Origin of the sequence: Caldisericum sp. (genome assembly GCA_022759145.1) — a bacterium.
Lineage (GTDB): Bacteria > Caldisericota > Caldisericia > Caldisericales > Caldisericaceae > Caldisericum.
The window spans coordinates 18636-42859 of the sequence record JAEMPV010000016.1 but is presented as its reverse complement, the minus strand read 5'-3'; the positions used below and the strand labels follow the sequence as shown (position 1 = coordinate 42859).

Sequence of the window (24224 nt, the reverse complement as noted above, 5' to 3'; positions counted from 1 at the left end):
TTACCCTCCTAAATTATGGTTACCTTTAAGACATTCTCGAAGTGTTTTTTCATATATGCTTCGTCTTCTTCGGTTACGCCTTTTGTACATTTCCATGGAATCACAACTTTGTATCCTCTGAGAACTGCATCCGATGCTGTGTAGTGGACACATATATTTGTTGCAACACCTACGATATAAACTTCATTGACATTAAGAGACTTTAGAGTTTCGTCCAAATTTGTGTTGAAAAAGCCTGAATAAGTTTTCTTTTTTATTAATATATCACCTTCTTCAGGTTTTAGTTCGTCAACAACCTCTGCTCCGACAGTTCCTTCTACACAATGTGGTGGCCAGATAGCGAATTCTTTGTCATATTTGTCGTGCGCATCGGCAAGATAGATAACCGGAAGATTTTCCTTTTTAAATTGGTCTTTTAATTCCTTTATATAAGGGATAATGGTTTTTGCACCGTTTATTTTAAGTGCCCCCCAGTCTTCAACAAAGTCCTTAAGCATATCAACGATTATAAGTGCCTTCATACTCTCACCCCAATTTTTTAATTTCTTCGATTACTTCTTTTACATGGTTTGGTACCTTAACCTTTCTCATTATTTTTCTTACAATACCATCCTTATCGATTATGAAAGTTGACCTTTCTATGCCCATATACTTTTTTCCATACATACTTTTCTCTTTGTATACTCCGTATTCGGTTGAAACTTTGAAGCCTTCGTCACTAAGAAGAATAAATGGAAGATTCTCCTTTTGCTTGAATTTTTTTATCGTTTCCACCTTGTCACCGCTAACGCCAATAACTTCTGTTCCAAGTTTTTTAATCTCTTCGTAATTGTCTCTGAAGTCCTGGGCTTCTTTCGTGCATCCTGAAGTAAGTGCCTTTGGATAGAAGTAAAGTATTACAGTTTTTCCTCTAAAGTCGCTCAACTTAACTAAATTGCCTTCGGAATCTTTCAATTCAAAATCTGGCGCTAACTTGTTTTCTTCAACCATTTTAAGCCTCCTTTATAAATATTATATTCTAAAATCGGCAAATGCCTTAATGTTTCCCAGACTTTTTGCGTTAACTACCGCTTTTATTATCGCTTTTTCAAGCACACTCTCAAAAAGCACACCAAGGGTTAAGAGGTCTTCAAACTCAACTTCATTTGTTGCAATAGTAAATATGGTATCCCCGTCGAAGATTGTATGGGACGGCTTTATTCTCCTTCCAATTGCATCATGCGAGATTATAGCAAGTCGCTTAAGTTTGCTCTTCGTGAGTTTCGCATTAGTTGCAACTACTCCAACTGTTGTGTTTTTGAAGGGAACCTGTGTTGAGTGAGCCTTGAGAATAAATTCCTCAGTATTTATGAAGCCGTCTTTCTGGTCGTTCAAGGCACCTGCAATAATTTTGTTGTCAAAGTCATAGATGTCTCCAAGCGCATTTATGACAACAAGAGCCCCAACAACAAGATCTCCAAGTTTTATGCTTTCAGTCCCAAGTCCGCCTTTCATTGCAAATTCCATTCCTCTTATTTTTCCAACGGTTGCACCAACGCCAGCACCAACATTTCCGTTCAGGTTAAAATTATCCGTTGCGTTTTTTGCTGCAATATACCCTGCATTTAAATCAGGATAAACGGGATTTCCAATTGAAAGGTCAAAAATAATTGCACCGCTTACAATAGGAACCTTTTTTACGCCGGTATCGAAACCTATATTTTTCTCTTCTAAAAATCTCGATACCCCACTTGCACCTTCAAGACCCAAAGCGCTTCCTCCGCCAATATAGATTGCATTAACATATTCGACAAGATTTTCCGGGTTTAGAAGGTCTGTTTCCCTTGTGCCGGGAGCACCCCCCCTTACATCTACAGAGGCGGTTGCTCCTTTCTCAATAATGATTGCGGTTGCACCAGTTATATTATTAAAATCTTCATAATTTCCAACAAGAACACCTTTTACATCTGTAATGCTTCCCATTAGAGCCTCCAAATAAACTTAACAATTGCAACAATTGTTCCTGCGAACCCTTCTCCACCTAAAAGTCCAGAGGAAACAAGAGTGAGGTTTTCGCTCTGCTTCGGGAAGAACTTATCAATAATAACTCTCAAAGAGCTTCCAAGGAATGCAGTAAGTGAGATTATAAAAGGAAGATAAATACCTATACCAAGAATCATAGATGGAACTTTGAAAAAGTACAGGACAAACCCAGTCAAAAGCCCGAAAGTGAAACTTCTTGGATCCGAAAGTCCCTGTATCATCTGCGACACTGCATATGCTTGTGGTGCAACAAGAAATGTATTGGGTCCCATTTTTCCGTATGCAGCGTGAAGGATAAAAAGCGCAAGAGAGCCGAAGACTGCACCAACAATAGCACCTACGAGTTCAGAAATAACCTGTGCGTTTGGATTTGTCCCAATGATCGAACCTGTTTTAAAATCCTGTAAATTGTCTCCAGCAACTCCGCTTGCAACCGCAACAATGCATGCAACAGCAAATAGTGGAAGATATGAAAGCGTTTTTGCACCTACCACAAGTTTAATGAAAAGGAGGATAATAATTCCGAAAATCTCCATTGGAACTATTCCAGTTGCACCATCAGTGTATGCAGCCATTACTACGGAAACAGAAGCACCTACGAGGGTTAATATGCTTGCTACAATGCCCAATTTAAGGAAATAAATTTCTATACCGAGGATTGCAACCAAAACAACTGCAAGTATCTTATAAGACACATTTAATTTTTGAAAGGCGTTTTTAAAAATTGTGTCAAGTTTTGGAATAATGTCCTTTATGAGTAGTGCGATACCTCCACCAATAATCAAACCTATACCAAGATTGTTCTTGAAAATAACTGCCTTATCAATTCCTCCAAGGGAGGTTGAGAAGAATACAGGGATTAAAATATTACCGATGACACTGCCTACAAACCAGATGCCCATGTAAAAGATACCAATTATGTACCCGATGCCGAAAGCCATAGGTGACATAAAAAAGCCTATCCCATAGTTTTCGAGGCCCTTTATCATAATTGCCTGTGGAATTTTCGAAAAACCATCACGCAAAAAGGTAAAAATTGCGGATAACGTTAACGAAGAAAAAACAATTTTTGATTTTTTTCCACCTTCGTCGCCAGCAATAAGAGTTTGTGCGGTTGCAACACCGACTGGATACGGCAAGTTTGACTTTTCGATGAAGAATTCTCTTATCAGGACTACCATAAAAACGCCTATAAGCGCCCCGATAAGTGAGGTAAGAAAGACATAAAGAAAATTAACCTGTACATTTTCGCTGATCATCCAGATACCTGGGATTGTGAAGGCAATACCTCCTGCAACAAGTGCACCTGCAGACATTCCTGTATGAGCAACATTAATTTCTTTGAGATTTGTGTTCTTGAGGGCTTTTAATACAGCCATTGAAACAATTGCAACAAAAATAGTTGGCCAGGGAAGCGCCCCCATTCTTAGTGCAACATAGATGGAACTCATTGAGATTACAGCACTGCCTAACGCAGCAATAACAATAGTTCTAAGTCTTAATTCCTTTGCAAGTTTTTCCTGCATTAAACTTCCTCCGCATTATTTTTTCACCCAAACCCGCTATATTATAGCAAAAAGTTACTTTTGAATAGCATATTTCAAGGCAATTGAATATACATCTTGACTAAAAAGCAAATTCACATACAATTGAAGCATGAAAAACAAAAATACAAAACAAGTTAAGAGGCTTTCTAAAAAGCAGATAATTTTAATTTTGTTGACTTTTTTCCTTTTAATTTCTGCAGGACTTATAATCTACAGGCTTTTCTTTATTAAGCAGATTGTTTTAAACGAAAAAACATTAAAAGCTTTTCAGGAGCCGCCCACTGCCGCAATTTCGTATAAGGATGGAGTTTTAATAGGAAATTCTCAAGGCTACATTGCCTATGTTGATAATTCGGGGAAAGTGCAGTTTAGCAAGAAAATTGATGATAAAATATTCGGTCTTGTTTCTAATCCTTCCGATGGATCTGTTTTTATTGCAGGTGTTAAGTTCCACATTCTTGATAAAGATTTCAAAGAACTTTTCAATGTGGGCTTTGATAACTACATACCAAGAGATCCTTTTGCTACTTTTTTAAACGACGGTGGTACGAAACTTCTTTTCCAATCTCTTAAAGACCTTTCATACTTAATAGTAACCATTGATAAAAGCGGCAAAGTAGTTGCAAAGGATGTTGTTCCTGACATGGGTCAGAATTCTCAAATTTCAATAGACTCAACCGGTGCTGTTGCATTCATTCTTGAGGGAGGAGACTTATATCTCCTTAATGGTTCAAGAATTGTAGCTAAAACCTCAATTGGAGAAAAACAAACAAGTTCCATAAGCAATGCTTTTGCGTATTTCACAAATGGAAATATAGTTGCAGGGTATAAAGTAATTAACGCAGAATCTTCCCAAAATGGTAATGCAAAAAGTACTTTGCCTGTATATTTCTATACTAATTCTCTTTCACAACTTGCAAAGACGAGTTTTGACAGTAACATTAACAACATCTTCATAGGTAATAAGAAAGTAGTCTTCGCCACAAACTCGGGTTTCTACTTCTACGATTCAAGAGGGAATCTTTTGAATAACTTGCCAAAAACGGATTTTACACCTTATGAGTATCTTGAAGGAGCTAAGGTTAAGGCGTTTATATACAAAAACATTAATCCTCAGGGGACAATTTTTTATCAGGCGATAATAAAGGATTCGCGGGATCGAGAGATTGGACGTTTCATAAAGGCTTTCACTACCGATAATCCAATTTTTATAGTTTCTCAAAACTCACAAAATGTTTATATCATTGAGGGGGTTGAACTTAAAGTACTCACAAAGTAGTGAATAAGTAAGGAGGTGGGTATATGAAGATAGATGTCTCTCACTTAACAAAGGAAGAGGCAGCGAAAAGGCTTAAAGAACTGAGGGATCTTATAAACTATCACAATTACCGTTACTATGTCCTTGACTCACCCGAAATAACCGATGCCGAATACGACAGGCTTTTCCAGGAACTTCTTGCAATTGAAGAGCGTTTTCCAGATCTTGTTACGCCTGACTCTCCATCTCAAAAGGTTGGAGCGCCACCTCTAAATGAATTTCCAGAAGTCATACACACTGTTCCTATGCTTTCCCTTGCAAACGCTTTTGATGACGAAGATCTAAGAGAGTTTGATAGAAGGGTGAAAAGGGAATCAGGGCAAAATAAAATTGAATACGAAACTGAACTAAAGATGGATGGACTTGCAATTTCTATAAGGTATGAGAATGGAATACTTGTAAGGGGTGCAACTCGTGGTGATGGCGTCCGTGGTGAGGATGTAACGCCTAATGTTAAAACTGTTAGAGGAGTCCCTTTAAAACTCCTTATAGATAATCCTCCGCCTGTAATTGAAGTGCGTGGCGAAGTAATAATGTATAAAGAGGATTTCGAGAAACTAAACAAAGAAAGAATAGAAAAGGGTGAGCCTCCTTTTGCAAACCCGAGAAATGCTGCTGCAGGTTCTATAAGGCAACTCGACTCCAGGATTACTGCCCAGAGAAAATTGCATATGATTGCCTATGGTATAGGTGAGGTTGTAGGTGTCGAATTTAAAACACAATATGAACTTCTTCAGTACCTTAATAAAATTGGTTTTAGGATTAGCCCCGAAGTTAAAGTACACGAGGATATAGAAAGCGTCATAAGTGAAGTTAAGCGCCTCACTGCAATCAGGGATAGTTTCCCATTTGGGGCAGATGGTGTTGTTGTTAAGGTGAATGATTTAGACCTGCAGAAAAAATTAGGGGCAACATCTCACGAACCACGCTGGGCAATTGCATATAAATTCCCCGCAGAGGAAGCAGAAACTGTTGTTAAAGATATTATGTTTAGTGTTGGAAGAACCGGTGCAGTAACGCCTGTTGCAATTTTTGAGCCTGTCGAGATTGATGGCTCTGTGGTAAGCAGGGCATCTTTACATAATGAAGATATTGCAAGAGCACTTGACATAAGAATTGGTGATCATGTTATAGTTCATAAGGCTGGCTCAGTTATTCCTGAAGTAGTAAGGGTTGTAAAGGAAAAAAGGACAGGAAACGAAATTCCTTTTAAAATGCCGGAAAAGTGTCCTGTTTGTGGTGGGCCTCTTGTTAGGGAGGAAGGTTTTGCAGTCACCCGCTGTATTAATGTAAGATGTCCTGCACAGGTTAAGGAGCGTATAGTCCACTTTGTTTCAAGGGATGCAATGGATATTGAGTCAATTGGCGAAAAACTTGTTGATCAGATGGTTGATAAAGGACTTTTGACTGATTATGGCGACTTATACTACCTTACAAAGGAAAAACTCCTAACTCTCGAAAGAATGGGACCTGTGCTTGCAGAAAAGATTTTGAGAAACATAGAAGAGAGCAAATCAAGGCCTTTAGCGAATCTAATCTATGCACTTGGTATCTTTAATGTTGGCAAAAGAACTGCCGAACTGCTTGCAGATCACTTTAAGTCACTTGACAATTTAATGAATGCAAAAATTACTGATATATTGCAGATTGAAGGAATCGGACCGGTTACCGCAAAATCTATAGTTGAATTCTTTGCGTCTGATGAAAACAGAAAAGTTATTGATAAACTTGTGAAAGCAGGAGTAAATACAAAAGAGGTTGTAGAAGAGCATAAAGAAGGTCCTTTAAAGGGGCTTACATTTGTTTTTACAGGGACTCTTAAATCATTTACAAGAAGCGAAGCAAGTGAGATCGTAGAAAGGCTTGGTGGCACGGTGTCTGATACTGTAAGTAAAAAGGTCGACTATCTTGTTGTTGGTGAGGACCCTGGGTCAAAACTTGAAAAGGCTAAAAAACTTGGCATAAAAATCATAAACGAAGATGAATTTAAGAAACTCATAGGATATGGAGGATAAAACTTATGAAAATTGACCTTGAAAGAATAGAAAAACTTGCTGCTCTAAGGTTGGATGAGAGCGAAAAAGAGTCAATTGCAAAAGATCTTGAAGAGATTATAAGTTATTTCGAAAACCTCAAAGAAGTCGATACTACAGGTGTTGAGCCTATGGTGTACGGTGAGAAAATAGAATTGGTTCTAAGAGAGGATGTTGTAAAAGATGGATTAACCATAAAAGACCTCGAAAGACTTAGAGAACTATTTGGCGATGGATACTTCAAGGTGAAAAGGATTATAGGAGAGTAATATGGAAATAACAGAATTAAGGATTGCTGAAGTTGTCTCAAAAATAAAATCAAAAGAGTTAAAAGCAAAGGAAGTTGTTGAAAGTTACTTAAAAAACATAGACAAACTCGATAAAGACATACAGGCATTTCTAAGTGTTTTCTCTGATTATGCAGTAAAGAAGGCAGAAGAGATTGATGAAAGCGATAACAAGGTTGGGAAACTTCTTGGTGTGCCTATAGCCATTAAAGATAATATCTCTGTAAAAGATTTTGAACTTACGGCAGGTTCGAAGATCCTTAAAGGTTACATTGCACCATATGATGCAACTGTTACCGAAAAGATAAAAAATGAAGGTGCTATTATCATTGGTAAAACGAATCTCGACGAATTTGCAATGGGGTCATCAACTGAAAACTCGGCTTTCTTCAAAACAAAGAATCCTGTAAACCTTGAGTATGTTCCTGGTGGTTCTTCTGGTGGTTCTGCTGCTTCGGTTAGGGCGAAGGAGGCACTTGTTGCGCTTGGCTCGGATACGGGGGGCTCCGTTAGGCAACCTGCATCATTCTGTGGAGTTGTAGGGCTCAAGCCTACATACGGAAGGGTTTCAAGATATGGTCTTGTTGCATTTGGTTCCTCTCTTGATGTTATTGGTCCGATTGGAAGAAGCGTTGCGGATGTTGCAAGATTACTTTCTGTCATTTCGGGTTTTGATCCTCATGACTCAACTACTGCAAATGTTCCGACTGAAAACTTTGAGGAGTATCTTACGGGTGACATAAAAGGTAAAAGGATTGGTATAATTAAAGAGATAAGAGATTTTTCTATTCAAGAGGAAATAAGTGATGCCTTCTCTTCCGCTCTTAAGGTATTTGAAAATAATGGTGCAGAGATTGTAGAAATTTCTCTTCCTCATCTTAAATACGCTCTTTCAGTTTATTATCTTATTGCACCGTCAGAAGCCTCAGCGAACCTTGCTCGATACGACGGTATACGCTATGGGTTTGAGGGAAGTGGCGAAAACTTAAGAGATTTCTACGAGGATACAAGGACAAATGGTTTCGGTAAAGAAGTAAAGAGGAGAATTCTTATTGGGACGTTTGCTCTTTCGGAGGGTTATTACGATGAGTATTACCTTAAGGCATCAAAAGTAAGGAGACTAATTTTTGAGGAATTTAAGAAAGCCTTTGATGATTGCGATGCAATTCTTACGCCTACAACACCAACAACTGCATTCAAATTTGGAGCAAAGGCAACGCCGCTTGAGATGTATTTGAGTGATGTTTTTACAACTCCTATTAATCTTGCATATCTCCCTGCAGTATCTGTTCCTTTTGGATACGATAAAACAGGACTTCCTATTGGACTCCAGGTTATTGGTAAGTGGTTTAATGAGGGCGAGCTTTTGAATTTTGCATATGTCCTTGAGGAGGAAAGCCATGTATAAGCCAACAATTGGCCTTGAGATACACATTCAACTTTCAACAAAATCAAAAATGTTCTGTAGTTGTAGCACTGAATTTGGCGATCCGCCGAACACACATGTTTGCCCGGTTTGTCTTGGGCTTCCTGGTGCTCTTCCTGTTATAAATAAAGAGGCGGTGAAATATGGAATTAAACTTGCTCATGCCTTGAACTTAAACATAAACCTTACTTCCACTTTTTACAGGAAAAACTACTTTTATCCCGATCTTCCGAAGGGGTATCAAATAACTCAGTACTCACTTCCTCTTGGCTTTGAAGGATTTCTTGAAATCCCTATGGAAGGAAAAGTTAAGAAAATAAGAATAGAAAGAGGGCATATCGAGGAAGATTCAGGAAAATCAATACACATAGGCGATATTACTGAATCAGAATATTCTTTTATTGATTTTAATAGGTCTGGGGTTCCCCTTATGGAAATTGTAACATATCCGGACTTTGAATCTGGTGACGAAGCATATGAGTTTTTAACTCTTTTACGAAGTATTGTAAGATACCTTGGTGTATCTTCTGGAGATATGGAAAAAGGTGCGCTCAGGTGTGATGTAAATGTCTCTGTTTCTAAGGACGAAAATAGAGGCACGAAGGTTGAAATAAAAAACCTTAACTCGTTTAGAAGTGTAAAAAGGGCGATTGATTTTGAGATAGAAAGGCAAGTGAAAGCGCTTGAAAATGGGGAGAGGATAGTCAGGGAGACCCGTCACTTCGATGAGAAGGAAGGGACGACTAAACCTATGAGGGTAAAAGAAGAGTTAAATGACTATAGATACTTTCCAGAGCCAGATTTACCACCGCTTGTTTTATCAAAGGATTATGTTGATGAACTGAAGAAAGAAATTCCAGAACTTCCTCACAAAAAAGCGATTAGATACATTGAGACCTACGGGCTTCAGGAGGATTATGCAAGAACAATTGCCTACAATAAGAAGTATGCAGATTACTTTGAAAATATAGTAAGAGAGGTTTCTCATCCTAAAGAGGTTGCAAACTTTTTCCTTGTTAACATTCTCGGGATTCTCAATAAGATTGGTTTGGATATTGAAAACCTCTCGTTTGGGGTTGATTCCTTTAAGGAACTATTTTCCTATCTTGACTCGGGACAGATTTCCACAAACATTGCAAAAAGCGTCATCGAAGAGAGTGTTGAAACTAAAAAATCCGTAAAAGAAATTATTGAAAGCAAGGGATTGATACAGGTTACCGATGAAAGTTACTTAAGAGAGGTTATTATAAAGGTAATTAATAATAATCCTACTCCTGTATCACAGTACTTGTCTGGGAAAAAACAGGTATTCGGATTCTTGGTAGGGCAAGCTATGAAAGAATTAAAGGGAAAGGGCAAGCCAGAACTTGTGAACAAAATATTAAATGAAGAATTATCGAAGCTGGAAGGTGGTAATGTATGATATTGGAAGCAATTTTGAAAAGAAGGTCTGTTCGAAGCTATCTAAACAAGGAAGTTGAAGAGGAAAAACTTAGAGAAGTGCTTGAGGCTGGGCGTCTTGCGCCGTCTGCCTGTAATATCCAGCCGTGGAAGTTTGTTGTTGTAAGAAACGAGGAAACCAGAAAAAAGATGGTTCGTGCTTGTGCAAATCAGAAATTTGTAGGAGAAGCCCCAGTATTAATAGTTGGTTGTATTACGCAAAAAGGGTATCTTATGGGCGGATGGTATGACTCTAACATCCTTGACCTTGGCATTGCGCTTGACCATATGACGCTTCAAGCGGCACATTTGGGACTTGGCACTTGCTGGATTGGTGCATTTAACGAAGATGAGGTAAAAAGTATTTTAAACATTCCGAAGAATGTTAGGGTTGGCGCAATTCTTACACTTGGGTATCCTAAAAATGGTAATGTATTTGAGAAAGATAGAAAATCATTTGATGAGGTTGTGTCTTTTGAAAAATTTTCATAGTTTTTTCACAAATTTATGTATAATCTAAGAGGAGGTGTAAAATGGGAATTTGGATTTTGATAGGAATTTTAATCCTGGTTGTTTTGTGGTTTATTGCAACCTACAACAGTTTCATTAACCTTAAGAACCGCGTTGAAAATGCGTGGGCACAGATTGATGTCCAACTAAAGAGAAGATATGATCTCATTCCAAATCTTGTTGAGACAGTAAAAGGTTATGCAGCGCACGAGAAAGAAATCTTTGAAAAGTTAGGTGAACTCAGAGCAAAGGCGATGGGTGCTACATCCGTAAAAGATATAGGTGATGCAAACAACCAAATTTCTGCAACACTAAAGACTCTTTTTGCTATTGCAGAAAACTACCCTGAACTTAAAGCAAATGAGAACTTTTTAAAGTTGCAGGAAGAATTAACAAACACCGAGAACAAGATTGCTTTTGCAAGGCAATTCTACAATGACATAGTAATGCAATACAACGCAAAGCAACAAAGAATCCCGGATATGTTTGTTGCAAGAATGATGAACCTTACGCCAAAAGAATACTACCCTGTTGAGGAGGAAGCAAGAGGTCCAGTAAAAGTTCAATTCTAATTTTGTAGTTTAAGGAAGGTTATATGGAAAGAAAAACTTTGTATGAACTTCAAGCAGAAAATGTAAGAAAAACATACTTCTTTATGGCTATTTTTTCCCTGATACTATTTGGGATAGGATATTTCTTTGTGTGGTACTTTGGTGGTGGGACAACATGGATTGTTGCGCTTGTTGTTTTCATATTCCTTTACAACTGGTTTGCTTACGAGAATTCCGATAAAATTGCGCTTGCCTCAGTTAATGCACGCCCTGCCGACCCAAACGAGTATTATGTTTTACATAATGTAGTTGAAGAGGTTGCGTTGGCTGCGGGTATTCCAAAGCCAAAGGTTTATATAATGGACGAGATGCAGCCAAACGCATTTGCAACGGGAAAAGATCAAAATCACGCTGCAATATGCGTTACTACAGGCTTGCTTTCAATGATGAATAGGGAAGAACTCCAGGGTGTAATTGCCCATGAGACGGCTCATATAAGGAACAGGGATATACTTCTTATGACTGTAATTGGTGTTGTTGTCGGGCTTGTGCTTATTTTAAGGGATATAATGTTTAGAAGCATGTGGTGGGGGGTTGGTGGAAGAAGGCGAGATAGAGATGAAGGAGGATCGGCGATACTTGTTATTATCGGGCTCATCCTTTCGATACTTGCTCCACTAATTGTTGCGCTAATTAGGGCTGCAATCTCAAGACAGAGGGAGTTCCTTGCCGATGCAACTGGTGCCTATATAATAAGGGATCCAGAAGGGCTTGCAAGTGCACTCGAGAAAATTGGAAGTTATACAAGACCGATGAGAGTAGCAACCCAGGCAACCGCTCATATGTTCATTTCAAATCCTTTTGGGAATATTAATCAAATGTTTGCAACACATCCACCGATTGAAGAGCGTATAAGAAGACTTAGATCGTTAACAATAAGATAAGAACTTATTAAAAATTTGATGGGGCACATCTGTGCCCCCATTTTTTTACACTGTAAGTTTTGGAAGGATTCTTTTGAGTTTTCCAATTAGTGCATAATTTGTAAGGTCAATATTTATTGGTGTTATCGAAACATATTTATTTGCAACGGCAAAAGAGTCTGTGTCTTCCTCAAGTTCGTGAGGAGGTCTGTCTCCCCCGATCCAGTAGAAAATTTTTCCCTGGGGATTAACATACTTTTCAAGGTAGTTTTCGTATTGCGTTTTTCCCTGTCTTGTAATCCTGAAACCATTTAGTTCTTCATAAGGCACATTGGGAACATTAACATTCAGTATTGAGCGCTCTTCTACAATCCCTTCAAAAAGTTCCGGTGTTTGAAGTATTTTCTTAGCAACTGTTGCAGCAGTTTCAAAATGTCCTTCATCGCTATGAACATCGAGCGAAATTGCAACCGATTTAAAACCGTTTGCAAGTCCTTCAAGTGCACCTGCAACTGTTCCTGAATAGAGAATGTCTCCTCCCAAATTTGCTCCGTGATTTATTCCTGAAACAACAAAATCTGGTGGTTCGTCTTTCATTATGTCTTTTACACCTACAAGAACGCAATCGGTTGGTGTCCCATCGACAACTGCAATTCCCTTGAAGCCTTCTTCTATTTCGACTTCCTTAATGAGAAGCACATCGTTAATTGTAAGAGAATGTCCTGCTGCGCTCTTTTGCCTGTCAGGTGCAACAACTACCACATCCCCCAATTCTCTAAGGAATTTTGCAAGAATCCTAATTCCCTTTGCGTAAATGCCATCATCATTAACAAGTAATATCCTCATCTTATCACCTCGTAATTTACCTTTCTTTTATACTTCTCAGGCAATATCCCCCAATATATAAAGAGAATTAGTTGCTTGAAATATCCAACAGAATCAAATCTTCGGGTGGAGGTGTAAACTTTATCTGTCCACATAAAGAAAAATCTGCCAAAACGTTCTGCATTTTTCATCATCTTCCAATCTTCAGTATACTGTAAATTCTCGTCATACCAAACTTTATAAAACACATCTTTTCTTACAATCTGGATACTTAAAGATGCATGAAGCAATATATGCGCTATATCGTAAAATCTAAACCAGAGTTTTGCATAAAAGGAATTGCTGAGAGGTGTTAACGAGGTTGTGCCTACAACAATGTTTTTACTTTCGTTTTTTTGAATGTAGGTATTTAAGTCATCTAAAAACCCATTTTTAAGGTGTGTATCTGCATCGAGAAATATAATCCAATCCGAATCTTTTGAAATTTGCTTTGCTCCAAAATTTCGCGCAATGGATACACCTTTTTTATCGATAGAAAAAATCTTAAAATTTTCTCCTTCGAATTTTTTCGCAACCTCATAGGTTTTATCCTGCGAGCCATTTTCGACAACAATAACCTCATAATAATCCTTTGGATATCCAACATCCTTTAGATGCTTTAATGTTTCCTCTATGTACTTCTCCTCATTATGGGCAGGAATTACAATAGAAAACTTTATATACCTTGTCATCTCAAATCATTATATGTTCAGGACCTATTTTTTCAAATAGCCTTTAATATAGAGGGAGTATTTTATTAATTTCCCAATCAGTTACCGCAATTCTGTACTCATCCCACTCTGCTTCCTTTGCCTCGATGTACTTTTGTGCAATTTGACTCCCCAGTGCTTCAAGTATAACATCATCCTTTTTGAGTGCCTCAATTGCTTCCTTTAAGGTTGCAGGCAAAGTCCTGAATTTATTTGGGAATTTTTCGTTTTCTTCGAAGATGTTTACTTCATTTGCAGGCTCACCTGGGTCAATTTTATTGCTTATTCCGTCAAGTCCTGCTTTGAGGATTACTGTAAAAAGAAGGTATGGGTTTGCAGTTGGGTCAGGGCTTCTAAACTCAATTCTTTTTGTCTTTTCGTTTGCCTGAGGAATTCTTATGAGGGCGCTTCTATTTTTAACAGCCCAGGAGACATAAACAGGTGCTTCAAACCCTGGGACGATTCTTTTGTATGAATTTACTGTTGGATTTGCAATCGCAGTAATTGCATCAATGTGCTTGAAAATTCCTCCTATAAAATACCTTGCTATGTGAGAGAGTTCAAATTCCTCATTTTTATCAAAGAAGAGGTTGTTTCCGTTATCATCTATAAGGGAAATATTTGTGTGTGCTCCAGATCCATTAACTCCAAAGAGGGGTTTTGGCATAAATGTTGCGTAAAGTCCGTTTATTAATGCGATAGTTTTTGCGGCAATTTTAAAGGTTATAATACGATCTGCCGTAGTAATGGGATCTGCGTATTTGAAGTCGATTTCGTGCTGTGAGGGTGACACTTCGTGATGTGAAGTCTCAATTTCGAAGCCCATTTCCTCGAGGGCTTTTGCTATGAGAGCACGTGTCTTTTCGCCTACATCCTCAGGAAGCATTTCAAAATAACTTCCTTTGCTTACAAGTTCTGTTGAAGGATTTCCGTCCTTAAGTTTAAATAGGAAGAACTCTTCCTCTACCCCATTTTGCATAAAATAGCCATTTGAAGCAGCCTCTTTAAGGACTTTTTTAAGTCTGAAGCGCGGGTCTCCCTCAAAAGGCGTGTTCTCATCTAAATAAACATCGCAAACGATTTTTCCTATTTTAATGTCGTTTTTAAGCGTCCATGGGAGTACTGAAAATGTTTCTGGGTTTGGTTTCAAAAGCATATCCGATTCCTCTATTCTTGCAAAGCCCTCAATCGAAGAACCATCAAATGCAATGCCTTCGGAAAGAACTTTGGGGAGCATTTTTGATGAAATTTCAACAAGTTTAGGAAATCCCAGAATGTCAGTAAACTGGAGCCATATAATATCTATCTTCTTTTCATGTACTTCTCTTATTAAATCCTCTGTATTTTTCATTTCCGCCTCCTCCTTTTAATAATATGCAAGTTAGTTACGAATTCAAAATATATATTTAAAGGGCTATTTCACCTGGCAATTTTGCAAAAAGCCTCGTATCTTTGACGCTTGGTAAATTCAAGACAAAACGCACAAACCTTTCAATTCCTATACCACATCCTGCAGATTTTGGTATGCCTTTTTTCACTTCCTCGAGATACCACTTCCAATCCTCAAGGTTCATATTCTTGTACTTCATCCTCATAATTATCCTATCAAGCTCGTATTCTCTTTCTCCACCAGACATACCTTCTCCAAATCCATAAGGATAAATAAGGTCCATATCAACAAGCGTTTTTCCATCGTCGCTTAATCTATCGTAAAATTCGCGTTCTTCAATAGGAATGTCAATTAAGAAAAACGGATCTTCTTTTTCTTTTGAAAGCAATAACTCAAAATCTCTTCCAAATTTTTCCTTTGCTTCGAGGTATTTTACTCTTTCAAATGGTGTTTTTGGGATATGGAAGTTTGGGTTAACTGATTTTATAAATGAACCGAATTTTTCTTCAAGTTTTTGCATTGTGTAAACAAGAAGCCTTTCTACAAGGTCTAAAATGTCTTCTCGGGTTGCATCTTTTACTTCGAGGTCAAGTTGAACAAATTCAATAAGATGCCTTCCTGTATGCTTTTTGTCCTCAGTTTCAAGCCTTACATTGGGTGAGAAAATGAAAATTTTTGGATATTCTCTTAGGGCAAGTTGCTTGTGAAATATCATTGACTTCGTAAGTGAATAGTAGCCATTACCATAAGGAATCTTAGCATCGTAAACAGAGTGGTTCAAAGGATCGGTTAGCGGGGAAATAATTACAGGTAATAACTCGACAAAGCCTTCGTTTCTCAAAAACTCTCCCATCCTGAAGATGGCTTCACTTTGCACTTCTAAAACTTCCTTTTTCATTCTTACCTCCTAAATTTTGTTTTTAAAATTTAAAAAGGCCGGCTTCTTTGCCGGCCTTTGGGTAAAGATTAGCAGTAGCTACCCAAACCGACCGGCGCCGGGCAGGTTATTATTATTGTTATTATTTGCTACTGCTAATCTAACCCTTTCCATACTTTGGATGTATTATAGATATCTTTTTTTCCTCTGTCAAGAGTAGAAATCAATTTTTAAGAAAATTTAATTTCATTCTTTTTGTAACATTTTCGACACATAATACATATTATTATGTGGAGGTGATAAGGATGAAGAGATTTTTGGTTTTTGTATTAGTTTTGCTTTTGATTGTGGCGCTGTTACCAGTAAGCGCAGGTGCAAAGACTACGCTACCGAAGGTTGAAGTCGTTAAGGGCGCAATAGAATCAATTTCTGCAACTTCTATTAAAATTGGAGGCAAGGAAGTTTCGATTAAAGACGATACTGTGTTGAGGCTTAACGGGAAGTCTGCAACAATAAATGATATTAAGGTAGGCATGCAGGCGATTGCGATGTGCGAGAACCTCGACAATAAACTTGTTGCAAGACTTGTACTTGCATTCACCGACTTATCTATTGCAAAGGTGTTTACTATTTCAGGTGAGGTCTCATCTATTTCACAAAATGCAATAGTCGTTAACGGAAAAACAATTGTTGTAAATGCGGATACTAAAGTAAGGTTCAAAGGGAAATTAGTCAGTTTTTCTGAGATTCAGGTGGGCGATAGGGTTGTAGTTCACGGTGAATACTCGCAGGATGTGTATGTTGCAAAGGAAATTCTGATAATTTCACATAAGGAATTTGAAATGAGGACCTATATAACAGAAATCGGTTCTAACTATGTGAAAGTAAAAGACTTTGATTATCAAATCTTTGTAAACGATAAAACTTCAATTACAAAGGTCGGAACAGGTCGTATCAAATTTGCTGATTTAAAGGTTGGAGACCCAGTTCAAATTCATGCAAGGCTCGATGCAGCATCAGGCAATTACTTTGCAACATCAATAGTTGTCCTTGCCTTTAAACCGAATACAGCAGTTGCAGTGGGCGGAACAGTTTCCTTTATTGACCTTGAAAACAAGACTTTGAAGTTATCAGAACTACCACTTATAACTTTCAAGTTTCCTCAGGACTACAAAGGTAAAGTAAAAATTACAGACCTAAAAGTTGGAGATAGGGTTCTTATTCTTGGCAAATATGTCGATGTTAGCACTGTTGAAATTTCGAACATTATTACTTTCAAAATTAAAGTACCAGCACCTAAAAAGCCATAATTAACTAAAGATTATTCTTATATTCCTCAAAATAAGGAATGTGGGGGTTGCGATAAGGACTCCGAGAGGACCGAAAATCGCGCCCCCTATTGCAATCATAAGGATTATAATTACAGGTGGAACTTTTAATTTGTCACCAACCATATGAGGTAAAATGCCATTGCTGAATAAACCTTCGACTATAGAGAATACGATGATAAACGCAAGAAATGTTTTGAAGCCCTGGGTAAGAGATAGAAGTGCGCCTGTTAAAAATACAATTGTTGGTCCAATGTAGGGAAGCATCTCAAGAAAAGAATCAATAAAACCTATAAAAACAGCATACTTTACACCAGCGATAAAACTTCCAAGCCCCATAAAAAAGCCCACAATAATTGAAATAATTACGAGTGTTGAAAAGTATGTTCGCATTTCACTATTTGTTCTATCAAGGTATTGTTTAATCTTCACTCTTATTCTTGGGTCAAATCTTCTTAAAGTAATTCTATAGAGTGCTTTGGAATCTTTCATAAAAAAGTACGCAAGAAGAAAGGAAATTACAAGAGAACCTATATTTGATAGCGTTGAACCTGCTTGTTTTGCAAAGTTTGATATGAAATTAAGAATTACACTCTGAAGTGTTGTTGTTGCATTAGATATTATATTTCGGACAAAAGCGCTCTCAACTTGGGCGTTGAGAACCTTTCCTAAATTTTCAAAAAAAGAAGATATGTTTTCCTGTAGGTTTGGTATTTTGTGCCCGAGTTCTATAAGTTCTCTTAAGATGAGAGGCAGAAGGAAGTAACTGAGAAGTATTATTACAAAGAAAAAGAGAAGTAGCGTTACAAAAGAAGCAAGGGATCTTGGAAACTTGAGTTTCTCAAAGAAATTTGTTACTGGTAGTAATACATAAGCAATCACTGCGCCAAATATTATCGGTGGTATTACACCTCTTACAGTGTACAGTAGGTATAGGATCACTACTGCAACAACCAAAACAAAACTTGTAAAAAGCGCATTTTTTATTTCTTTATTCATCTTACTCTAACGCAATTGCAGAAACTGTATCTTCTCCTTCCTTAAATCTGACAAGAATTACACCTCTCGTATTTCTACCCAACTCCTTTATATCTTTCAATTCTATTTTAATAACATTTCCCGATTTTAAAAGTAGGTAAACATTTTCTTCGTCATGTATAACCTTTACTGCAACAAGATTTCCTGTCTTTTTACTTAATTTTATGCACTTAACACCTTTTGCACCTCGTTTTGTTTTTCTTATTTCTTTAACGCTTAATATCTTTCCGTAGCCTTTTTCGGTAACAAGAATTACTCTGTCATCTTCTTTGAGAATCTCGGCATCGACAACGAATTCTTCCTGTTTTACTCTCATTCCTATTACTCCTGCCGATGCTCTTCCCATCTCACGAATTGTCTTTGTGTCAAAACGCACCGCAAGACCTACATTAGAAATTATCATAACCTCTGCTTCTTCTGCAAGAGGTATAACTGTCTCAAGTTCATCGCCATCTCTTAGCTTTAAAGCAATTTTACCAGCAGATGTAATTCGTTCGAACTCTTCCATTTTTGTTTTCTTTACAAGACCGTGCCTTGTAACAAAAAGCAAACTCTTTATCTTGTGTTCCTTGTCTATTGAAATAACCTTACTTATGTTCTCGTTCGGTGACAGTTTTAGAAGCCTGTGTATTGGAGTTCCTTTTCCAGTTCGCTCGAGTTCTGGTATTTCGTATGTCCTAAGAGAGTAAACCTTTCCAAGATTTGTAAAGAAAAGAATTGTACTCTTCAATGTTGTGGGGAGTATTTCAATTGGGTAATCCTCTTGCCCTACTGATTGCCCTATAACGCCTTTTCCTCCGCGTCTTTGTACCTTGAATACATCTTCTCTCATTCTTTTCAGGTATCCACCACGAGTTACAATTACTATTACATTTTCATCTGGTATTAACTCTTCTTCGTCTATTTTTTCATAAGAGTGAAGAATTTCCGTTCTCCTTGCGTCTCCGAATTTGTTGCCTATTCTCCTCAGGTCTTCCTTAATTTCGTTATAGAATCTCTCTTTGTTTGTAAGAATTTCATTGAAGTTCTTGATAAGTTCTTCTGTTTCCTTTATGTCTGCATCAATCTTTTCTACTTCAAGGCTTGTCAGTCTTGCAAGCCTCATATCGAGTATTGCCCTCGCCTGCTCCTCCGAAAGAGCAAGGAATTGCATTAATTTATTGCGTGCAACTTCCGTATCTTGCGATTCCTTAATGAGAGGAATAACTGCATCTATATTAAGTATTGCCTTTCTTATTCCGCTTAATATTTCGAGGCTTCTCCTTGCTTTTTCAAGTTTAAACTGTATTTGTCTTCTTAAAACATCGCTTCTAAATTTCAAGAACTCATTAAGAAGTTCCTTTATTGTAAATACCTTTGGCTGGTTGTCGAGAATCCCAAGAAGTATGACGCCGTATCTAATTTCGTATCTTGTAAATTTTGTAAGTTCTGCTTCGAAAATTTCAGGCTTAACATCTTCCGATAGTTTTATAACAATTCTAATACCTTCCCTATCTGACTCATCCCTTATGTCTTCGATACCTTTTATTTTCTTTTCTTTTGCAAGATTTGCGATTTCTTCTACGAGTTCTGCCTTATTTACTTCGTATGGAATCTCAGTTATTACAAAATACTTTCTTTTGTGCTTTCCTTCCTCTATTTTGTACTTTCCTCTTATGGTGACGGATCCCTTGCCTGTTTCGAAATACTCTTTTATTCCAGTTGTTCCAAGTATCGAACCACCAGTTGGGAAATCCGGTCCTTTAATGAAGTGCCTTAGTTCTTCCGTTGTTACAATGTTACCTTTTATAATTTCCGTATCAATAAGGTATATTAACGCATCGATTACTTCTCTAAGGTTGTGCGGAGGGATGTTTGTTGCCATACCAACAGCAATACCAGATGAGCCGTTAACAAGAAGATTAGGAAATTTTGCTGGAAGGACAACTGGTTCTTTAAGGGTGTTATCAAAGTTGGGAACAAAATCTACCGTATTTTCATCAAGGCCGTCGAGCATCTCCATTGCGATGTGCGAAAGTCTTGCTTCTGTGTATCTCATTGCAGCTGCAACATCTCCATCGATCGAGCCAAAATTACCGTGACCGTCCACAAGCGGATACCTAAGTGAAAATGGTTGTGCCATTCGAACGAGTGCGTCATATACGGATGCATCTCCATGTGGGTGATACTTTCCAAGAACTTCTCCAACGATTCTTGCGCTCTTTTTGTATGGTCTATTTGGAAGGCATCCAAGTTCATTCATTGCATATATGATCCTTCTATGGACTGGTTTTAGTCCGTCTCTTACATCTGGAAGCGCCCTTCCTATGATAACACTCATTGAATAATCGAGATAAGATTTCTTTACCTCTTCTTCAATTGGTATATTTATTACTTTTTCATGAAATAGGTCTGCCATATGCCACCTCAGATATCAAGATTGTTGACTTCTTTTGCGTGATCCATAATGAACTCTTTTCTTGGTTGCACTTCACTTCCCATAAGGAGTTCGAAGAGCTTGTCTGCTTTTTCCGCATCTTCAATTGTTACTCTTTTTATGATTCTTCTTGCTGGATCCATTGTTGTTTCCCAGAGTTGTTGTGGATCCATTTCGCCAAGACCTTTGTATCTTTGGACTTCTGCTTTACTCGGATCTTTTAGTTTTCCTAAGATGTGTTTCAACTCTTCATCTGAGTATGCGTAGTGAACTTCCTTATCGTAAGATACCCTGTAAAGAGGCGGTTGTGCTATATATAAGTATCCTTTCTCTATGAGAGGTCTCATATACCTGAAGAAGAAAGTGAGGAGTAATGTTGCAATGTGGGCGCCATCTGTATTATGCAACAAGAAGCCTCCTAATCCTGCAACAAAATTCTCATCCTTTTCGATACTAAAATCGTAAACATAAGGTTTGTCGTATTTCACTTTTTTAATTGATGTTATCGGCAGTAAGACTGCATCTCCTACGAAAGTCTTTTTATAACTGCTCTTACTCTTATCAGATTTTGAAAGATAGTCTTCTAATACCTTGCTTTTCTTATGCTCACTCCAAACTTCCTTTAGTGATTCTATTTGTTCTACGCCTTCGATGGAAATTATGTATCTAGGGTAATTACTCTTAATAAGTGTGCCGTCTTTTCTTGGATGATCCTTTGATATTCTTTTTGAAATGCCTGGAAATATTCCAAGTTGCCTAAAAAGGAATACAATGCCATCTCTCAATGCTTCAGACGCTGTGGTGAATGTTAGTTTTACGCTTTTCTTACCTTTATAAGATTTGACAACTATACTTCCGTCGCTTTCAAGATAACCCTTAAGGAATGACTTTTGAATATTTTCTTCAACATTAAATATTTCGTCTGGAACAAATTTTTCGAAAGATTTCTTTTCAAGAAGGCCTAATGATTGCAAAATTAACCTGAATTCAAAAGAATGGAAGGTAAGTTCACTTATATTACCATTCTTACTTTCAAAAACCTCAGCATTTAATACAGATTTTATTGCATTGCTAATTTTGTTTGCATAATGCGACCTGTCTTTGCCTAAGGAGATAACAAACCTGTTTGGGTTATCTTTTGTCCCCGCAAAATATCCATCACCAATATAGAAGCCTAAAAGATATGCAAGTTTTTCATCAAGATCGAATATGACTTTTAATTTTCTTGTATGATTTTTGTAGTAGTATTCTAAGTTGCCTTCGGTAAGTGGGTCTTTTGTAAGATGTGTTATAGGTATATATAAGTAGGCATCCTGTAAGATTTCTTTCTCGTCTAAACCTAACGAATTAATATATTTTTTAAATTCGCCATATTTAGGCATTACATTGTCAATTTTTTGTTCCCATTGTTCTATTACGGTATGATAAATGCCAATATCATCTGCCAACTTTTCCCTTGAAATTTTCTTTTCTTTTCTCTTTTCCTCAATTTCCTTCCATTCATCTAAACTCAAATCAATCCATGCACTTTCTGGAATTTCGCTTATCTTACTTCTATGAATCCTTACCTGTATATCATCTCCATATTCTTTTAATAAAGGAGTAATATCGATTTTCACTTTTTTGTCTACCCTCGGCATAGAGGAAGGCAAAACAATACTATCCCCAACCTTTAATTCTTCTGTGGGTATTGTTTCGAACTCGCCGTTCCTATAAGTAAACACATTGTGATAAGCAGTAACTTTTACACTATATCCAAAGCGAGTTTTTACTTCGTATAGGTCTGTTTTTAATTGATGCCGAATTGTTTCTTTAATGTCTCTTAAAGAGAATGTCTTTTTGTCAAGGTTGCAGGCAAATACCTGGTAATCTTTTGGATCCTTGCATTGATTCTCTATGAAATCACCAACTTTTACCAATTTGAGCATTTCGCTCTTTTTATCGAAAACAAATGTCGGGGTATCGTATGTTACGCTATCTGCATCCGTCATTATTATTATCTTGTGGTATCTTAAATGTTCTTCTTTAAAATCTTCTCCTACACCACAACCAAGTGAGGTAATGAGGTTTTTAATCTCTTCTGAGGAAAGTGCATGGGCAAGATTTGCTTTCTCGACATTTAAGATTTTTCCCCTGAGGGGTAATACTGCTTGAAATCTTCTATCTCTTGCTTGCTTTGCGCTTCCACCTGCAGATTCTCCCTCGACTATGTATAACTCAGTTTGTGCAGGATCATTTAGAGAGCAATCTGCAAGCTTACCAGGAAGTCTTCCGGAGAAGTCAAGCGCTCCTTTCCTTCGAACAAGTTCCTTTGCCTTCTTTGCTGCAATTCTCGCTGACTGAGCAAGTAAAACTTTTTTGAGGACTTTTTCAAGCTCGCCAACATGTTTGTCGAAATAGAGAGTCAGTTGGTCTTTTACTATGTTGTAAACCTTTGTTTTAACTTCCGCATTGCCTAATTTCGTTTTAGTTTGTCCTTCGAACTGTGGTTCAAGCATCCTTACATTTATTACGGCAACGAGCCCTTCTTTCACATCATCGAAAGTAAGTGCTTCGTCTTTTATCATCTTGAGCTGTATTCCTTCGTCATTTAAAAGTTTTGTTAGTGCCTGCTTAAAACCTAATTCGTGGGTGCCACCTTCTGTAGTCCTTATATTGTTTACAAAGGAGTGAATTTCAGATGAGAATCCAGAGTTGTACTGCATTGCAATTTCAACGAAGAAATGGTCTTCCTCGTAACTAAAATAAATTGGATTTTCCGGGATAACCTGCTCGTCTTTGTTTATATCCTTAACGAGTTCAACTATTCCTTCTTTTGACTCGTAAACTTCTTCAACACCAGTCTTCTCATTTATGAATTTGATTCTTAATCCCTTGTTTAGGTACGCTAATTCCTTCAACTTCTCTTTTATGATTTCCTCTTTGAACTCAACAGTTTCAAAGATTTCATCGTCTGGTATAAAGGTAATTTCTGTGCCTGTATTATTAAAGAGCGAAGAACCAACCTCCCTCAAAGGATATTGTGGCTTCCCTCTTACATATTCTTGTTCGTATATCTTTCCATTTCTGTAGACTCTAACCTTTAGGTACTTAGAAAGGGCGTTAACAACAGAGACACCAACTCCGTGCAATCCTCCTGAAACATGGTAAACCTTTCCTTCGAACTTGCCGCCTGCGTTAAGTTTTGTGAGAGCAACCTCAACACCTGATATGTGAAGTTCTGGGTGTTCATCAACAGGGATACCTCGACCGTTATCAATTACAGTGATTGAACCGTCTTTTCCCATTTTTACGACTATTTCTGTGCAGAAACCAGCCATTGCTTCATCGATTGAGTTATCGACGACTTCAAATACCAGATGATGGAGCCCGGACTCAGAAGTAGAGCCAATATACATAGAAGGACGCTTCCTTACATGTTCAAGCCCCTCGAGGACCTTTAAAGCCCCTGCGTTATATTCAATTGTTTCATTTGTTTTGTTATTCTTTTCGTTGTTTTCCATCATTACCTCCAAACATTTTATTGTATCAAAAAATGCAAAAA

General features: G+C 37.6%; 19 protein-coding genes and 3 pseudogenes. 9 read left to right on the top strand and 13 right to left on the bottom strand.

Features of this window, described 5'->3' with window-relative positions; genetic code table 11:
• Nucleotides 1-8: 8 nt before the first annotated feature.
• The 4 genes from JHC30_00840 to JHC30_00825 are packed head-to-tail and all read right to left on the bottom strand — an operon-like array spanning nucleotide 9 to nucleotide 3548.
• Nucleotides 9-521, bottom strand: a complete 513-nt coding sequence (locus JHC30_00840; protein MCI4462701.1) for a cysteine hydrolase — start codon at nucleotides 519-521, stop codon at nucleotides 9-11.
• Between the two features lie 4 nt (nucleotides 522-525).
• On the bottom strand, nucleotides 526-990 hold the full coding sequence (gene bcp / locus JHC30_00835) for a thioredoxin-dependent thiol peroxidase (protein ID MCI4462700.1): 465 nt from the start codon (nucleotides 988-990) through the stop codon (nucleotides 526-528).
• A 21-nt stretch (nucleotides 991-1011) separates the two neighbouring features.
• Entirely contained in the window at nucleotides 1012-1962 is a 951-nt protein-coding gene (locus tag JHC30_00830) for a P1 family peptidase (protein MCI4462699.1), read from the bottom strand.
• Nucleotides 1962-3548: an OPT/YSL family transporter gene (locus JHC30_00825; GenBank protein MCI4462698.1), complete on the bottom strand. Its 1587-nt coding sequence runs from the start codon at nucleotides 3546-3548 to the stop codon at nucleotides 1962-1964. The genes JHC30_00830 and JHC30_00825 overlap by 1 nt, the downstream gene beginning before the upstream one ends.
• A 130-nt stretch (nucleotides 3549-3678) precedes the next feature.
• On the opposite strand from JHC30_00825, the gene JHC30_00820 reads away from it, so the two are divergent.
• From JHC30_00820 to htpX, 8 genes are read left to right on the top strand one after another with little or no spacing between them, the layout of a single operon-like run.
• The gene (locus JHC30_00820) at nucleotides 3679-4848 is read left to right on the top strand and encodes a hypothetical protein (GenBank protein ID MCI4462697.1); all 1170 of its coding nucleotides are present in this window, start codon (nucleotides 3679-3681) and stop codon (nucleotides 4846-4848) included.
• Nucleotides 4849-4871: 23 nt separating this feature from the next.
• Nucleotides 4872-6902 (top strand): NAD-dependent DNA ligase LigA, encoded by a 2031-nt coding sequence (gene ligA / locus JHC30_00815; protein ID MCI4462696.1) that lies wholly within the window; start codon nucleotides 4872-4874, stop codon nucleotides 6900-6902.
• A 5-nt stretch (nucleotides 6903-6907) separates the two neighbouring features.
• Nucleotides 6908-7189: an Asp-tRNA(Asn)/Glu-tRNA(Gln) amidotransferase subunit GatC gene (gatC, locus tag JHC30_00810; GenBank protein ID MCI4462695.1), complete on the top strand. Its 282-nt coding sequence runs from the start codon at nucleotides 6908-6910 to the stop codon at nucleotides 7187-7189.
• A 1-nt stretch (nucleotide 7190) separates the two neighbouring features.
• Nucleotides 7191-8615, top strand: a complete 1425-nt coding sequence (gatA, locus tag JHC30_00805) for an Asp-tRNA(Asn)/Glu-tRNA(Gln) amidotransferase subunit GatA (protein ID MCI4462694.1) — start codon at nucleotides 7191-7193, stop codon at nucleotides 8613-8615.
• On the top strand, nucleotides 8608-10056 hold the full coding sequence (gene gatB / locus JHC30_00800) for an Asp-tRNA(Asn)/Glu-tRNA(Gln) amidotransferase subunit GatB (protein MCI4462693.1): 1449 nt from the start codon (nucleotides 8608-8610) through the stop codon (nucleotides 10054-10056). The genes gatA and gatB overlap by 8 nt, the downstream gene beginning before the upstream one ends.
• Nucleotides 10053-10565 (top strand): nitroreductase family protein, encoded by a 513-nt coding sequence (locus tag JHC30_00795; GenBank protein ID MCI4462692.1) that lies wholly within the window; start codon nucleotides 10053-10055, stop codon nucleotides 10563-10565. The genes gatB and JHC30_00795 overlap by 4 nt, the downstream gene beginning before the upstream one ends.
• A 41-nt stretch (nucleotides 10566-10606) precedes the next feature.
• On the top strand, nucleotides 10607-11155 hold the full coding sequence (locus tag JHC30_00790) for a LemA family protein (protein ID MCI4462691.1): 549 nt from the start codon (nucleotides 10607-10609) through the stop codon (nucleotides 11153-11155).
• A gap of 23 nt (nucleotides 11156-11178) precedes the next feature.
• Nucleotides 11179-12078 carry a zinc metalloprotease HtpX gene (gene htpX, locus JHC30_00785; GenBank protein MCI4462690.1) on the top strand — a complete coding sequence of 300 codons (900 nt, stop codon included), beginning with the start codon at nucleotides 11179-11181 and terminating at the stop codon, nucleotides 12076-12078.
• Between the two features lie 45 nt (nucleotides 12079-12123).
• Here htpX and surE read toward each other — a convergent pair whose 3' ends face one another.
• Genes surE through JHC30_00765 form a run of 4 tightly spaced genes read right to left on the bottom strand, consistent with a single transcriptional unit; the run spans nucleotide 12124 to nucleotide 15919 of the window.
• A complete protein-coding gene (surE, locus tag JHC30_00780) occupies nucleotides 12124-12903 on the bottom strand; it encodes a 5'/3'-nucleotidase SurE (GenBank protein ID MCI4462689.1) in 780 nt (259 codons plus the stop codon).
• The gene (locus JHC30_00775) at nucleotides 12900-13613 is read right to left on the bottom strand and encodes a glycosyltransferase (protein ID MCI4462688.1); all 714 of its coding nucleotides are present in this window, start codon (nucleotides 13611-13613) and stop codon (nucleotides 12900-12902) included. Before JHC30_00775 ends, surE begins: the two co-directional genes overlap by 4 nt.
• Nucleotides 13614-13656: 43 nt before the next feature.
• A complete protein-coding gene (glnA, locus tag JHC30_00770) occupies nucleotides 13657-14982 on the bottom strand; it encodes a type I glutamate--ammonia ligase (GenBank protein ID MCI4462687.1) in 1326 nt (441 codons plus the stop codon).
• A 55-nt stretch (nucleotides 14983-15037) separates the two neighbouring features.
• Complete coding sequence (locus JHC30_00765) at nucleotides 15038-15919, bottom strand: asparagine synthetase (GenBank protein ID MCI4462686.1); 882 nt, start codon at nucleotides 15917-15919, stop codon at nucleotides 15038-15040.
• Nucleotides 15920-16203: 284 nt separating this feature from the next.
• Between JHC30_00765 and JHC30_00760 the strand changes: the two genes are divergently transcribed.
• A complete protein-coding gene (locus tag JHC30_00760; protein ID MCI4462685.1) occupies nucleotides 16204-17208 on the top strand; it encodes a hypothetical protein in 1005 nt (334 codons plus the stop codon).
• On the opposite strand, the gene JHC30_00755 is transcribed toward JHC30_00760, so the two are convergent.
• From JHC30_00755 to JHC30_00735, 5 genes and pseudogenes are all read right to left on the bottom strand, one after another.
• Nucleotides 17209-18225, bottom strand: coding sequence for an AI-2E family transporter (locus JHC30_00755; protein ID MCI4462684.1), 1017 nt, complete (start codon nucleotides 18223-18225; stop codon nucleotides 17209-17211). It abuts the gene before it with no gap.
• Between the two features lies 1 nt (nucleotide 18226).
• Nucleotides 18227-20662 (bottom strand): DNA gyrase subunit A, encoded by a 2436-nt coding sequence (gyrA, locus tag JHC30_00750; protein ID MCI4462683.1) that lies wholly within the window; start codon nucleotides 20660-20662, stop codon nucleotides 18227-18229.
• 8 nt (nucleotides 20663-20670) lie between these two features.
• Nucleotides 20671-21075, bottom strand: a pseudogene (locus JHC30_00745) (DNA topoisomerase IV subunit B).
• A pseudogene (locus tag JHC30_00740) lies at nucleotides 21076-22671 on the bottom strand (hypothetical protein). It lies immediately after the preceding pseudogene.
• A pseudogene (locus JHC30_00735) lies at nucleotides 22657-24186 on the bottom strand (DNA topoisomerase IV subunit B). Before JHC30_00735 ends, JHC30_00740 begins: the two co-directional pseudogenes overlap by 15 nt.
• Between the last annotated feature and the right edge of the window lie 38 nt (nucleotides 24187-24224).

Bases quoted from the DNA above. Each gene is read 5' to 3' on its own strand.
- ligA (MCI4462696.1), top strand. From the start codon at position 4,872: ATGAAGATAGATGTCTCTCACTTAACAAAGGAAGAGGCAGCGAAAAGG.
- surE (MCI4462689.1), bottom strand. From the start codon at position 12,903: ATGAGGATATTACTTGTTAATGATGATGGCATTTACGCAAAGGGAATT.
- gatA (MCI4462694.1), top strand. From the start codon at position 7,191: ATGGAAATAACAGAATTAAGGATTGCTGAAGTTGTCTCAAAAATAAAA.
- glnA (MCI4462687.1), bottom strand. From the start codon at position 14,982: ATGAAAAATACAGAGGATTTAATAAGAGAAGTACATGAAAAGAAGATA.
- gyrA (MCI4462683.1), bottom strand. From the start codon at position 20,662: ATGGCAGACCTATTTCATGAAAAAGTAATAAATATACCAATTGAAGAA.
- JHC30_00775 (MCI4462688.1), bottom strand. From the start codon at position 13,613: ATGACAAGGTATATAAAGTTTTCTATTGTAATTCCTGCCCATAATGAG.
- gatB (MCI4462693.1), top strand. From the start codon at position 8,608: ATGTATAAGCCAACAATTGGCCTTGAGATACACATTCAACTTTCAACA.
- JHC30_00840 (MCI4462701.1), bottom strand. From the start codon at position 521: ATGAAGGCACTTATAATCGTTGATATGCTTAAGGACTTTGTTGAAGAC.
- JHC30_00795 (MCI4462692.1), top strand. From the start codon at position 10,053: ATGATATTGGAAGCAATTTTGAAAAGAAGGTCTGTTCGAAGCTATCTA.
- JHC30_00820 (MCI4462697.1), top strand. From the start codon at position 3,679: ATGAAAAACAAAAATACAAAACAAGTTAAGAGGCTTTCTAAAAAGCAG.
- JHC30_00755 (MCI4462684.1), bottom strand. From the start codon at position 18,225: ATGAATAAAGAAATAAAAAATGCGCTTTTTACAAGTTTTGTTTTGGTT.
- htpX (MCI4462690.1), top strand. From the start codon at position 11,179: ATGGAAAGAAAAACTTTGTATGAACTTCAAGCAGAAAATGTAAGAAAA.
- gatC (MCI4462695.1), top strand. From the start codon at position 6,908: ATGAAAATTGACCTTGAAAGAATAGAAAAACTTGCTGCTCTAAGGTTG.
- JHC30_00830 (MCI4462699.1), bottom strand. From the start codon at position 1,962: ATGGGAAGCATTACAGATGTAAAAGGTGTTCTTGTTGGAAATTATGAA.
- JHC30_00760 (MCI4462685.1), top strand. From the start codon at position 16,204: ATGAAGAGATTTTTGGTTTTTGTATTAGTTTTGCTTTTGATTGTGGCG.
- JHC30_00790 (MCI4462691.1), top strand. From the start codon at position 10,607: ATGGGAATTTGGATTTTGATAGGAATTTTAATCCTGGTTGTTTTGTGG.
- JHC30_00765 (MCI4462686.1), bottom strand. From the start codon at position 15,919: ATGAAAAAGGAAGTTTTAGAAGTGCAAAGTGAAGCCATCTTCAGGATG.
- bcp (MCI4462700.1), bottom strand. From the start codon at position 990: ATGGTTGAAGAAAACAAGTTAGCGCCAGATTTTGAATTGAAAGATTCC.
- JHC30_00825 (MCI4462698.1), bottom strand. From the start codon at position 3,548: ATGCAGGAAAAACTTGCAAAGGAATTAAGACTTAGAACTATTGTTATT.